Consider the following 13,109-nt stretch of genomic DNA (forward strand, 5'->3'; position numbering starts at 1 on the left):
ATATAATTTTTCCATTTATTTATTTAGTGAAGAGAGTATTGGTAAACTATCCTTTACGTCTATTACGAAGGAGGTGTAACGGCTTTGCCCATCCTTTAATTTACCTTTTTTCTTTTCCACCCCTAAACAAATCTCCTTCATTTCCTCTTTTAACAATTTAAGATCTGTATCATTAACCCCAAATAGAAATGTCGTATTTCCTTTTCTTAAGAATCCACCGGAACTAGCGAGTTCTGTCATACGATAGCCTTTTTTCTTTAATCGATCTTCCAATGCATCAGCATACCTGTCATGCACTACACAAATCATCAGTTTCATTATTTACTCCTCCTCTCCAAGATAAAGAAGTCTAACCATTTTTTCTGAAATTTCAGTTTTATTAAATGGGTATAAACTTTGAGACAATATTATTTTACGTGTCTTAATTATACTTTGTTCGTGATAAAGATTTAATTTCCTTTGATTTATTTTAACATTATTTTTATATCATGTAAGATGTTAACGAAAAAAAGCGAGGTATTAATTTACCTCGCTGCATACAGAGAGCACCAGATCAATAAAAGAGGGATCGCTTATGTCACCTTTCCCTAACATATATATGTATAAATTAAAATCTGGATTGGACACTTGTCACCATTCCCTTTTATTTAAGGTTCTTTTTGGATTAATTTTTATGAATATACTCGAAGGAGTAAAAGGCGGCGACTTTTAATTATCATACCTTAAGTGAAAATGTAGCCAATCGGAATATATCTCGTCATTTTCCCTCCAATTAATATAGATGTTCCCATAAACATTTAACCTTCCATTAGACAAACAAAAATCACACGGCTCTGTATATATAATTTCTCCATTAAAATCATTAATGTCCAAGTCTTGATAATAAAACCCACCATAATCCGTTTCAACAAAAAACTCCAAAGCATTTATATCCCTTTTTTTATTTTCATTTATGAAATGTAAACGCACGCCGATTTCTGGAACTTCTTCAGACACGTCTTCTAAAAAGACGGTGTACTCCCAATACATGGATCTCTCTTCGAAAGAATAATAGGGATCAAAACGTTCCTCCTCATAGTTATCACTGAGAAAAAACATTGCAGCACCTACAATACCTGCAATTAGGATAAAGGGAAAGAATTGCTTCAATATATTCACTCCAGTTCTGCTAGATAAAAATGTAAATCTATTCTATTATTTTACCAAAATCCGGTGAGGGATGGATTATCAAATATTTATTTTTTTACCTTTCTTCAAAACTGTTAAATAGCATGTTAATATTTTACATAAGAGAAAAATTAAATTTAGGAGAATAATAATGAGAAACTCCAAAGTATGGGTTTGTATGAGTATACTGCTGTCTATTTTAATAGGGTGCTCTACGGATAACGGAGATGAGGTCTATCAATTAGAAGGAAGGTTTGCGGGCTACGGTTTTTACTCAAATCCAACAGAATTAATGTTAAATGTTTTTGTGGAGGATAACATTTTTGGTTCTTCAATGAAGTTTAGCTATTGGGAACCTGTCCCCCAAGATTACGAAATGGAGGCATATCGACTCATCATCACGGAAGAAACAGAAGTCTACTTGGGAGATTCTGATGAAAAAATCGAACTCCTTCCTATAGATTATAGTAGGCCTCCCATTTTAAGCCATGGAAATAAAATTGTCGCCACATTGACCACGCCATTGGAAAGGATCAGCTCGAATCGTAAGGAATATGCTTTGTATAATCACGCATTATTCCCTATCTACAAGGCAGAAGAAGTTAGAATTTATAATCTATCAAAAAGAGAGTTTATCACTATGTATTCACCCTATAGGGAAAACGAATATATATTAATTTCCGTGTTTGAAGAGGACTCAGAACAAGCTTGGGATACATTTATGGAACTGGAACAAAAACTTTTTCATGAACGAACACATGAAATAAATATCCAGTCATGGTTCCAAGCTGCAGATTCTCCCGCTTTTCCAGAAGTCACCTTAGATATGGAAGAATACCCTTATTTCCTATTATTAAGTGACAAAGGACTCGTCAAGGAAACCACAGATTCAGAGGAAATATTCTTATTTTTTGAAGATCTAAAAACCCAAAACGAATAAGGATGTCTTAAGGCTTCCCGTGATAATCAAAAAAAGGACGGTCTATCCGTCCTTTTTTACTTCCCTTCTTCTCGTAAATATTCTAATGCTTCCTCCACATGGCCCTTCACTTTTACTTTTCGCCACTCTTTCATAAGCTTACCATCTGGGTCAATGATAAAGGTAGAACGCTCAATACCCATATATTCTTTTCCGAAGTTCTTCTTTAATTTCCACACACCAAATACTTCCGATAACTCATTGTTTTCATCCGCAATTAGTTCGAATGGTAAATCATGTTTACTAATAAATTTCTCGTGTCTCTCCACAGGATCTGGACTAACTCCAAGAATGACTGCATTTACATCCTTGAAACTCTCATGATGATCCCGGAAGTCACATGCTTCCGTTGTACAACCTGGTGTCATGTCCTTTGGGTAAAAATAGAGTACAATATATTTCCCACGATAGTCCGTTAAACTCACTTCTTTACCATCATTAACCTTCAATTTAAAATCAGGGACTTGTTGACCAACTTCTATACTCATTTTTTAACGATGCCTCCTTATTATCAATCTATAATAAGGATAACCAAAATTTGGACTAGCTACAAACGTTGTGGCAGTCTTTCCCTGTAAAAAACAGAAGTAACCACAAAAGCTGCAGGCAGGAGGTAGCCAATTAGGGCCTGAATCATTGCTATCCACCGACCTATTCCCTGCGGGGTAATGTCTCCGTACCCTACCGTTAGTAATGTTACGGCACTAAAATACATCACATCCTCCACTAAATGAAAAAACGATTCATATTCTAATCTGTCCCCTTCCACAAGTACAGGAATCCCCATTAGCTCTAGTCCTAAATAGAGAAGGCCAAACCCACTCATAACGGTCGCATACACTAATATTAAAACAATAAAACGACGTAAAGATATTCTCCTGCCCTCTTCCGGTTGATTAATCAACAGAAGGTACAGGCTCATAAATATCCCAAGTATAGCCATCGCTACAATAAAAAGCAAAAAGAGGATCTTCATCCAACCACCTCTCTCTACCATATGAACAGACAAAGCATTTTAGGACAAGAACATTAGAGGGAGTCTTAAAAGGTATGGTTTTAACCTTTTAAGACTCCCTCTAAGTATTTGCGCAGCCGTCGCAATCTTTTTAAAGCCCACTACGAGTGGTTTTCTCGTAGTGGGCGAGCGACGAGCGGAGCAAATACCATCACTGTTTGCTTTAAAAATGGAGAAACGGAAAAGCGTCCGCCTGTAGCGTATCCAATTTAATTAATTCCCCGCTCCACGATACCTCTTCACACCTGCATTCCAAAGAAAATAAGCAATAGAAAGGAAAACAACTCCCATCACTGGTGTGAGGAAGGCATAGGTATACCATTCTGTACGGCCAAGGAAAAATGCAGCAGGATATACCCCCACAAAGGCAAATGGCAGGATCCAGGTTAATACGAAACGGATGACATTATTGTAAATATCCACAGGATAACGTCCATAGTTTCCTATATTATACATCATAGGCATGATATCCGTTTTACTATCGGACCAAAAGCTGATACTTGCTAAACAAATAAAAATACCAGCATAGATAAAAGCACCACCTATGACCATTAGAATAAATACGAATGGGTCATACCAGCTAAGCTCCAATCCTAACTGTGAACCAGCATAAAACATAATTGCAAGACCAGTGATAACACCAAACAAGGACTCTAATTCCATTCGTTCAATAATAATTTGAAACAAACTATGAATCGGTCGGGTCAACACACGATCCATTTCTCCTTTTACAATATAGCGATCATTGAAATCCCATATATTAAAGAATGCGGAGAAAATAGCGTAAGGCACTAGAAAGAATCCGTATATAAAAATAATTTCCTCTCTGCTCCAACCTGCCAATAACGCCGTATGACCAAATACAACGAGGATAAAAATTAAATTAACTGCTTGGAAAAGAAGGTCGGAGAATATTTCTACAACGAGATCCCCCCTGTAGGTCATCCTAGTCTTTAAATATTGTGCTGCATATTGAAAAAAGATCGAAAGGTAGAACATTCTCCTAACCCCCTTGTATAATCAATTGTTTTTTAGCAATAACCCATAAGAATTGGATAGGAATAATTAAAAATAATGCCCAAAATAACTGTATTCCTAAGGCAGAATAAACTTCTGCTCCTGTAAAACCTTCTGTAAATATCATAGAAGGAATATAGCTTATGGCTTGAAACGGTAAGAACATCATAATGTCCTGGGCCCAAATAGGATAAAAGGAAATGGGTAAGAGTAATCCTGAGAACAGATCAATCACTACTCTTTTTGCCCGGATAAGCCCTGTATTATATAGAAGGAAAAAGGTTAAAATTCCCGTAATTAAATTTATTTGGGTATTGACGATAAAACTAAATATAATAGAGATAAAGAATAATGCCCACACATTTAAACTATTAGAAAAGTCGATAGGAAACGCCAGCCAGATAATAAACATTCCTGGAACCGAGAAGAATAATAATCGAAATAACCCTTCTCCCAGTCCTTGCATCGTTTTCACCGCAAGGTAATGGTATGGACGAATCATTTCAATGGCCACTTTCCCCTCTTGTATTTCTTGGGCAATTTCCCGGTCAATATTATTAAAATAAAATGCCCGCGCCATCCAAGCAATGGCCACATAAGTGGTCATCTGCATTACACTGAGTCCACCTAATGTTTCTTGTGACCCATATATGGCCTGCCAAAGGAAGTAGTAGGCTCCTATATTAATAGAATAGATTAGAATTCCGCTGTAATAATTGGTCCGATACGCAAGCATCATTAGAAAGCGAATTCGGATCATTTCTCCGTACATAGATAAATTAGCCATGAATGATCCCTTCTTCGTATATATTTCTAATGATTTCTTCGGTGGACACTTGATTTATCTTCACATCAGATATGGCATGCTTCAGCATTACTTGGCTCATCAGTCTTGAGACGGCGTCGTCATCCCCTTCCACCGTTGCCACCCATTGGTTTTTCCTCTCACCAGGTCGCCATTTCACATCAAAGTCTTTGCTCAACTCCTCAAGGGAAGACACTTCCACTAACTCCTGAAATTCAAAATGTACCTGCTTTCCTTCCACCCAGTTCTTTTGGAGTTCATCTAGTCTACCATCATAAATAATTTTTCCTTCATCTAATAGAACAACTCGATCGCAGAGGGCTTCAATGTCCGCTAAATCATGAGTTGTTAAAAGGATTGTCGTCTTATACTTTTTATTTATTTCCTTTAAAAAGGCTCGTATTTTCATTTTCACCAAAACATCTAATCCGATTGTTGGTTCATCCAAAAATAACAATGGTGGATTGTGTATGAGTGCTGCTGCTAACTCACAACGCATTCGTTGACCTAGAGACAGCTTACGAACAGGTTTATCTAACAACGGCTCAATTTCCAGTGTTTCAATAACTTCCTTCATATGGGTGTTGTAATCTTCATCGGAAACCTTATAAACCTTCTTCAATAACCGAAAGGATTCTTGCACAGCGATATCCCACCATAGCTGAGAGCGCTGACCGAAGACCACACCAATCGTGCGAACGAACTTTTCCCTTTCCCTATGGGGATCCATTCCATTTACGCGCACTTCCCCCGCAGTTGGGGTTAATATACCGGTGAGCATTTTAATGGTAGTGGATTTTCCAGCACCATTCTCTCCAATGTAGCCCACCATTTCCCCTTCCTTAATTTGCAAAGAAATATCGTCTACAGCACGTAATACTTTATAATTTCTTGTAAATAGATCACGGAAAGCCCCTTTTAATCCTGATCTACTAGAATATGATTTAAATTCTTTTCTTAACTTGTTCACTTCGATGACATTCACACCAAAGCTCCCCCTTCCTATTTAACTTTACTAGTTTACCTAAAGGAAAGGTAGAGTTCAAGCAAGCAAATCCCTCCTCCCTATTCATGTAGTATCGAGGACAGGAATCAAAACTATACGAATTTCTTGTCCTATCTGTTCGTGGTACAATGTTCAAGGATGTTCAATTTAAGGAGGAAAAACTTATGAATTTTTCAACATCAGAAAAATTATATAAAGAAGCGCAAGAATTAATTGTAGGTGGAGTTAACAGTCCTTCCAGATCCTACAAAGGTGTCGGAGGCGGTACACCTGTTTTTATGAAGAAAGGAAAGGGTGCCTATTTCTGGGATGTGGATGGCAATCAATACATAGATTACCTAGCAGCTTATGGTCCCATTATTACAGGACATGCTCATACACATATTACGAAAGCCATTCAAGATGCTGCCGAAGACGGTGTTCTATACGGAACCCCAACGGTATATGAGAATCAATTTGCTTCCATGATTCAAGAGGCCATACCGTCTATGGAAAAAATACGTTTCGTTAACTCCGGAACAGAAGCAGTTATGACCACCATTCGGGTAGCTCGTGCCTATACGGGTAGAGATAAAATTATTAAATTTGAAGGCTGCTACCACGGTCACTCGGATCTTGTCTTAGTGGCTGCCGGTTCAGGACCGTCCACCCTCGGAAACCCAGACTCAGCAGGGATCCCAACTAGCATCGCAAAAGAAGTGATTACCGTCCCATTTAATGACATTGATAGCTTTCAAGAAGCGATGGACCATTGGGGTGAAGACGTTGCCGGCGTATTAGTGGAGCCTATCGTAGGCAATTTCGGAATTGTCATGCCAGAAGAGGGGTTCTTAGAAAAGGTGAATGAAATTGCCCATGGTGCTGGCGCTTTAGTAATCTACGATGAAGTGATCACAGCTTTCCGTTTCATGTACGGCGGCGCACAGAACCTCCTTGGGGTGGAGCCAGACATTACTGCCCTGGGAAAAATCATTGGAGGCGGTCTCCCAATCGGGGCTTATGGTGGGAAAAAGGAAATCATGGAGCAAGTAGCTCCACTTGGACCAGCTTACCAAGCAGGAACCATGGCTGGAAACCCTGCATCCATTAGAGCCGGTATTGCCTGCTTAGAGGTATTAAAGGAAGAAGGTCTTTATGAAAGACTGGATGATTTGGGCAAAAAGCTAGAGGAAGGAATTACGAATTCTGCTGAAAAACACGGTATTCCAATTACCATCAATCGCCTAAAAGGGGCTTTAACAGTTTACTTCGGTGTAAATAGGGTAAATAATTATAAACATGCAGAAAACTCCGATGGAGAAATGTTTTCTAAATTTTTTAAGGAAATGTTAAAAAGGGGAGTGAACTTGGCTCCATCTAAATATGAAGCATGGTTTTTAACTATTTCCCACACGGAAGAGGACATTAAAAAAACAATTGAAGCTGTAGACTCTACTTTTTTATATTTGAGCTAATGCATAAATATACACTGTTCAATCTGGGTAATTTCAACAAATTATCCAGATTTTCTTGTACGTACCTATGAAACCGCTTACAAATAAACGTTTTAATTCTTCCATAATTTTGTTCATGGAAAACGGATTGTATGTTATATCCGTTTTTTTGTATAATTAATTGATCTTTTATAAAAAAAGTGTTAAAGTAATAAGTAATTCTGACAATTCTGCAATTTTGGATGAATCTCACCTTTTGTTGTGAGATATTCTTCCGCAGATAACTTATTTTAATCTTTTTTAGGAGGTGACGTCAGGTTGAGTAATCTGATGACAAACCAAAACAAGTTAATTCAATCGTTTCGTGGCGCTAATAAGGTAGAACATGATAGTTGCGGAATTGTCTCTTTTGTGGAAAAAGAAAATATCCCAACGAAAGAAAACATTGACAACACGATTCAAGCTTTAGTGAAAATGAATCACCGTGCTGGCTTTATCAATGAAGAGGGAGACGGAGTAGGGATTCACATTGATGTTCCTAAAACCCTTTGGAAGAAGAAGTTAGAAGCTGCAGCTGTTCCCGCTTCTAATGTAGATGCTGAGACATTTACTGTCGGTCACTTCTTCATTGATCGAGCCTCTGATGTAAGCAAAGCTCAAGAGGAAGTACGTCAGAAGATTGTTGCAAAAGGTCTTAACGTTATTTTTGAAAGTACAGAGGAAACAAATCGGGAAGCACTTGGTCCAATCGCCAAGAAAAGTGAACCAGTATTTTGGCAAGTGGCCCTTATTGGTGAAGAATTAGCAGCTGATCAATCATTAGCTTCTACTCTATTTGAACTAACAGTAGAAATCGAAGAAAACACCGATATCCATGTAGCTTCCTTAAGTCATGACCATGCTGTTTATAAAGTAATGGGTGCTGGGGATATCCTTCCTAGATATTACAATGATTTAGCAGATCCATTAGTAGCTTCAACAGCAACATTAGGTCATAACCGATATTCTACTAACACCCTATCGAATTTTTTCCGTGTACAACCATTTAGTGTTATTGGCCATAACGGAGAAATCAATACGATTGCGAAGCTTCGTGACGAAGCGAATATGTTAGGTGTTCCATTAGTTGACGGTGGAAGTGACTCTCAAGATTTAAATAGAGTACTAGATACTTTTATTTCTAGACACGGTCTTTCTCTTTTTGAAGCAATGGAAGTCCTTTTCCCACCGATTGTGAATGAAATTAAACACTATCCGGCTCATTTAAAAGATTTATACACGTATATCCGTGAAGCTTGGGGGCATTTTGCCCAAGGGCCTGCAGGGATCATTTCCCGCTACGGAAAGGAAGCCGTATTTAGTGTAGATGCATTAGGTCTTAGACCGGTTTGGATGCTAGAAACAGAAACAAGCTACAGCTTCTCTTCTGAGCAAGGGATCTTCACTTCCGATAACTATTTAGCGGAACCTAAGCCTTTAGCTCCTGGGGAAAAAGTAGGTTTATATCGTAATGAGGATACAGGAACAATTGAAGTCTATTGGCACGATGAGCTTCAAGAAGAAGTTTATGGCCGTATGTCTAATCGTGTATCCATCGAAAATGCTGGTGAACGTTTATCTACTAAACTAGTACCAACTGCAAAGTCAATTCAATTCCAACAAACGGTTAATCCATCCGTATATTCAGCAAATGGATGGGATCGTGAGCATATTCAATTAATCGAGCAAATGGCGGAAAAGGGTGTGGAGCCAATCCGTTCCCTAGGCCACGATGCCCCACTAGCGGCATTACATCCAACTCGAAAAAATATTGCTGATTTCATTAAGGAAAGTGTAGCCGTTGTTACAAACCCAGCCATTGACCGTGACCGTGAAATGGAGCACTTCTCTACTCGAGTAATCATTGGTAAGAGACCTGCTTTATTTAACAAGGAGGACCTCTCTACAGTGATTCAGTTAGAGTCTCCAGTCATCGCTGAGGGTCTTGCTGGTAAAACGATCGAAGATAATGATGGCCAGCCTTCTTATGAAAGTTTACTAGCTTTATATAAGGAAGCGGAAGAAGCCCAAATTTTACCGATGGTTCGCTATGAAAACGAGTCAGTGGAAGAAGCTTTAGAGCGCTTAAATACAGAGGCAAGTGAAGCGATTGACAACGGAAAGTCCTTCCTTGTATTCGATGACCATGGTACCCATACAGATAATAAATACTGGATTGATCCATTATTAGCTATTTCTTCTGTGGACCAAGGGTTAACAAAGGAAGAGAAACGCCGAGCTGCATCCTTTGTACTCCGTTCTGGAAGCATTAGAACACTACATGACATTGCTGTAGTTTTTGGTCTAGGTGCAGACATCGTTCATCCATATGTCATGTTCTCTACTGTCGTTGATGGTGACGGAGAACCAGCATCTAAATTATATGGTGCCTTAAATAAAGGACTAGAGAAGGTCATTTCCACTATCGGTATTCACGAGCTACGTGGATACGGTCGCCTATTCTCTTCCATTGGTTTAAATGATGACATTGCTAATGTCTTAAATATCGTTAACTTCCTTGGTGGAAAAGACTTAAGCTATAATTTTGAACAAATGAAAGAAGACAGCATTGCCCGTAAAGAGGATTATACGAATGAAAAGGCACGTCCAGGAAAAACATTCCATATCTTCCCACGTCTATGGAAAGCACTTGGTGACTTAGCATCAGGACGTTCCGGATATGAGGAATATCGTGAAAAATTAGCAGAGCAAGAAGTTAAGAATCCTATCAGTATCCGTCATTTAGCAGATTTAAAGAAAGTGGATTCTGATTTGAAGGCGGATGACGTTGATGTAAGTGTTAAAAATCATAGTCTTCCATTCATGATTAGCTCCATGTCCTTCGGTTCTCAGAACGAAACTGCCTTCCGTGCATACGCAGAAGCAGCTGACCGTCTGAACATGATCAGCTTCAACGGTGAGGGTGGAGAAATCAAGGATATGCTTGGAAAGTACCCAAACACTCGCGGACAGCAAATTGCATCCGGTCGTTTCGGGGTAAACGTTGAGTTATTAAACTCTTCCAATCTTCTTGAGATTAAGATTGGTCAAGGGGCAAAACCAGGTGAAGGTGGTCACTTACCTGGATCGAAGGTAACGGAAAAGGTTGCTGCAGCGCGTAACGCAACAACTGGTTCAGATTTAATTTCACCTTCGAACAACCATGACATTTACTCTATTGAAGATTTAGCACAAATGATTACAGAAATTAAAACAGCAAACGATAAGGCAAAAGTTGCCGTTAAGGTACCAATCGTTCCTAACATTGGAACCATCGCAGTAGGTATTGCAAAAGCTGGTGCTGACTACATTACATTAAGTGGTTTCGACGGTGGTACTGGTGCCGCACGTGTACACGCATTACAGCACGTTGGTTTACCTGCTGAAATTGGTGTAAAAGCAGCTCACTTCGCATTATTAGAAGCTGGACTTCGCCATAAAGTAGAAATTTGGGCAGACGGCGGTGTGAAGAGCGCCCTTGATGCATTGAAATTAATGCTACTTGGTGCAAACCGAATTGGATTTGGTACGTTGGCTATGATCGCTGTAGGTTGTACGGCTTGTCGTGGATGTCACTTAGACACTTGTCACGTAGGTATCGCTACACAAATTGAATCAGAAGCACAAGCGAAGGAGCACGGATTACGCCGCTTCGTTCCACGTGAGTTTGACTTAGCCGTTCAAGGATTAACGAACCTATTTGGTGCATTCGGTAAAGAGTTGCAAGCATTGACTGCATCTCTTGGCGTAAAACGTACACAGGACTTAGTAGGTCGAGCTGATTTACTAGAGCAGATTCAAGGTAAAGATTTAATGGATTTAACTGAATTGCTATCAACGTTGCCTGAACAAGATGTGACCAACATTGAAACCGCTGAGGTTGTTGCGGAAGAAGAAACGCAATTAGCCGTTGCCGTTGGTGCTGAGCATTATTTAGACAGCAATGTAGCGGAGCTTACCTCTTCCCGTGAGTTTGAAGCAATCACTGCTGAGCAGCGTGTAATTGGTAGCCGTGTTGCCGGACACCGTGTCCGTGGTAAATTAGATGGCTCCTACCGTCAATTACCAGAAATTGATCTTCGTTATACAAAAGGATCTATCCTAGGTAATGGTCTTGGGGCTTACAACAGCGATGGCGTTAATATTTATATCGATGGTGGAGCACAAGACGGTGTTGGTAAAACTTCCTTCGGTGGAAGCTTTAAGATCTTAAAATCAAAAGGTCGCACTGGTCAGTTTGTCAATGGATCTGTTGGTAAAGGTGCCGGCTATGGAGCACAAAAAGGTCTATTTATCATCCAAGGAAATGCCGATGCCCGTGCAGGAATCCGTTTATCTGGCGCAGATATGATCTTCGGCGGAAGACTAACAAAGCCACTAGTACCTGGCCGCCGTCATAACATTGGGGTTCATGCTAACCTTAAAGGATTTGCCTTCGAGTATATGACGAATGGTAGAGGGTTAGTTCTTGGAGACCCAGGTCCATGGATTTGTGCCGGTATGACTGGTGGAGTAGTTTACTTGCGATATGATGAAAAAATGGGCTTAGACGAAAAAGCACTTAAGAGCCGAATTGCAAAAGGGGCAAAAGTTGCCCTAGAGTCCCTATCAGAGCAAGGATTAGCCGATGTTGTGGAACTATTAACTCTTTATAAAGAAGAGTTAGTAAAACAAGGACAGGTGGAAGAAGTAGCTGTTATTGAAGGACTATTAGCAGACCCAGCAGCAAACTTCAAGCAAATTGTACCAGTAAAACAACAAGCAGACCCATCTGTTTCAACGGAGTAAGAAATATCTTTTATTTGAAGCAGCCTGCAAGCTTTTCTGAGCTTGCAGGCTTTTTTTATTGGGGGCTTCGGTGGATCTGGTTCTATATCACGGACGGGTTACTAAACTACTTTATCTCGTTTCGCGTTTCGCGTTTCTTAGCCTGTTCTTTGAAACGCGAGTTTTCTTCTTGCCTGTCGCTTCGCGTTTCATAAACGCTCTTTGAAACGCGAACTACCTTTTTTCCTCTCCCTTCGCGTTTCATAAACGCTCCTTGAAACGCGTATTCCTTGCTTCCTTCTCCCTTCGCGTTTCATAAACGCTCCATGAAACGCGTATTTCCTTCTTCTCTCCTAATTCGCGTTTCATAAACGCTCCATGAAACGCGTATTTCTTTCTTCTATCCTAATTCGCGTTTCATAAACGCTCCATGAAACGCGTATTTCTTTCTTCTATCCTAATTCGCGTTTCATAAACGCTCCATGAAACGCGTATTCCCTGCTTCCTTCTCCCTTCGCGTTTCATAAACGCTCTTTGAAACGCGTATTTCCTTCTTTCCTCCTTATTCGCGTTTCATAAACGCTCCATGAAACACGTATTTCCTTCTTCTCTCCTAATTCGCGTTTCATAAACGCTCCATGAAACACGTATTTCCTTCTTTCCTCCTAATTCGCGTTTCATAATTGCTCCATGAAACACGTATTTCTTTCTTCTATCCTAATTCGCGTTTGGTATGTCAACACTAAACTAAACAATTCTTTTAAGGAACATAAACTTGTTAAAGCTCACATATAACATAAACGCTTTTTGAGTGCTTTTTTGGTAGGTAGTGCATACAGTTTGTCACTTTACTTGGAGCCTCTGCGGGCATGGTGATCAGC

Annotated in this window: 10 protein-coding genes; 3 read left to right on the forward strand and 7 right to left on the reverse strand. The window is 39.6% G+C overall.

From position 1 onward, the window contains the following. Positions 1-15: 15 nt before the first annotated feature. Together J2S74_RS26840 and J2S74_RS26845 are read right to left on the reverse strand one after the other, a co-directional pair. On the reverse strand, positions 16-318 hold the full coding sequence (locus J2S74_RS26840; RefSeq protein WP_307332695.1) for a cyclic-di-AMP receptor: 303 nt from the start codon (positions 316-318) through the stop codon (positions 16-18). A 390-nt stretch (positions 319-708) separates the two neighbouring features. Continuing rightward, entirely contained in the window at positions 709-1,149 is a 441-nt protein-coding gene (locus J2S74_RS26845; protein WP_307332698.1) for a hypothetical protein, read from the reverse strand. Between the two features lie 169 nt (positions 1,150-1,318). Between J2S74_RS26845 and J2S74_RS26850 the strand changes: the two genes are divergently transcribed. Next, positions 1,319-2,107: a hypothetical protein gene (locus tag J2S74_RS26850; RefSeq protein ID WP_307332701.1), complete on the forward strand. Its 789-nt coding sequence runs from the start codon at positions 1,319-1,321 to the stop codon at positions 2,105-2,107. Between the two features lie 56 nt (positions 2,108-2,163). Here the strand turns inward: J2S74_RS26850 and bcp are convergent, their stop codons facing one another. The 5 genes from bcp to J2S74_RS26875 form a co-directional block, all read right to left on the reverse strand. Continuing rightward, positions 2,164-2,634, reverse strand: coding sequence for a thioredoxin-dependent thiol peroxidase (gene bcp, locus J2S74_RS26855; RefSeq protein WP_307332704.1), 471 nt, complete (start codon positions 2,632-2,634; stop codon positions 2,164-2,166). 59 nt (positions 2,635-2,693) lie between these two features. Beyond that, on the reverse strand, positions 2,694-3,122 hold the full coding sequence (locus J2S74_RS26860) for a potassium channel family protein (RefSeq protein WP_307332707.1): 429 nt from the start codon (positions 3,120-3,122) through the stop codon (positions 2,694-2,696). Between the two features lie 252 nt (positions 3,123-3,374). Next, a complete protein-coding gene (locus J2S74_RS26865) occupies positions 3,375-4,160 on the reverse strand; it encodes an ABC transporter permease (RefSeq protein WP_307332710.1) in 786 nt (261 codons plus the stop codon). A 4-nt stretch (positions 4,161-4,164) separates the two neighbouring features. Continuing rightward, positions 4,165-4,965, reverse strand: a complete 801-nt coding sequence (locus tag J2S74_RS26870) for an ABC transporter permease (RefSeq protein WP_307332713.1) — start codon at positions 4,963-4,965, stop codon at positions 4,165-4,167. Continuing rightward, positions 4,958-5,968 (reverse strand): ABC transporter ATP-binding protein, encoded by a 1,011-nt coding sequence (locus tag J2S74_RS26875; protein WP_307332715.1) that lies wholly within the window; start codon positions 5,966-5,968, stop codon positions 4,958-4,960. Before J2S74_RS26875 ends, J2S74_RS26870 begins: the two co-directional genes overlap by 8 nt. Before the next feature lie 185 nt (positions 5,969-6,153). On the opposite strand from J2S74_RS26875, the gene J2S74_RS26880 reads away from it, so the two are divergent. Continuing rightward, positions 6,154-7,443 carry a glutamate-1-semialdehyde 2,1-aminomutase gene (locus J2S74_RS26880; protein ID WP_307332718.1) on the forward strand — a complete coding sequence of 430 codons (1,290 nt, stop codon included), beginning with the start codon at positions 6,154-6,156 and terminating at the stop codon, positions 7,441-7,443. Between the two features lie 309 nt (positions 7,444-7,752). After that, complete coding sequence (locus J2S74_RS26885; protein WP_307332721.1) at positions 7,753-12,249, forward strand: glutamate synthase-related protein; 4,497 nt, start codon at positions 7,753-7,755, stop codon at positions 12,247-12,249. The last annotated feature ends 860 nt before the right edge of the window (positions 12,250-13,109 follow it).

This window comes from Evansella vedderi (genome assembly GCF_030813435.1).
Lineage (GTDB): Bacteria > Bacillota > Bacilli > Bacillales > Salisediminibacteriaceae > Evansella > Evansella vedderi.

Excerpts from the sequence above, each read along its gene's own strand:
- J2S74_RS26840 (WP_307332695.1), bottom strand. The coding sequence starts at position 318 with ATGAAACTGATGATTTGTGTAGTGCATGACAGGTATGCTGATGCATTG.
- J2S74_RS26850 (WP_307332701.1), top strand. The coding sequence starts at position 1,319 with ATGAGAAACTCCAAAGTATGGGTTTGTATGAGTATACTGCTGTCTATT.
- bcp (WP_307332704.1), bottom strand. The coding sequence starts at position 2,634 with ATGAGTATAGAAGTTGGTCAACAAGTCCCTGATTTTAAATTGAAGGTT.
- J2S74_RS26860 (WP_307332707.1), bottom strand. The coding sequence starts at position 3,122 with ATGAAGATCCTCTTTTTGCTTTTTATTGTAGCGATGGCTATACTTGGG.
- J2S74_RS26865 (WP_307332710.1), bottom strand. The coding sequence starts at position 4,160 with ATGTTCTACCTTTCGATCTTTTTTCAATATGCAGCACAATATTTAAAG.
- J2S74_RS26870 (WP_307332713.1), bottom strand. The coding sequence starts at position 4,965 with ATGGCTAATTTATCTATGTACGGAGAAATGATCCGAATTCGCTTTCTA.
- J2S74_RS26880 (WP_307332718.1), top strand. The coding sequence starts at position 6,154 with ATGAATTTTTCAACATCAGAAAAATTATATAAAGAAGCGCAAGAATTA.
- J2S74_RS26885 (WP_307332721.1), top strand. The coding sequence starts at position 7,753 with ATGACAAACCAAAACAAGTTAATTCAATCGTTTCGTGGCGCTAATAAG.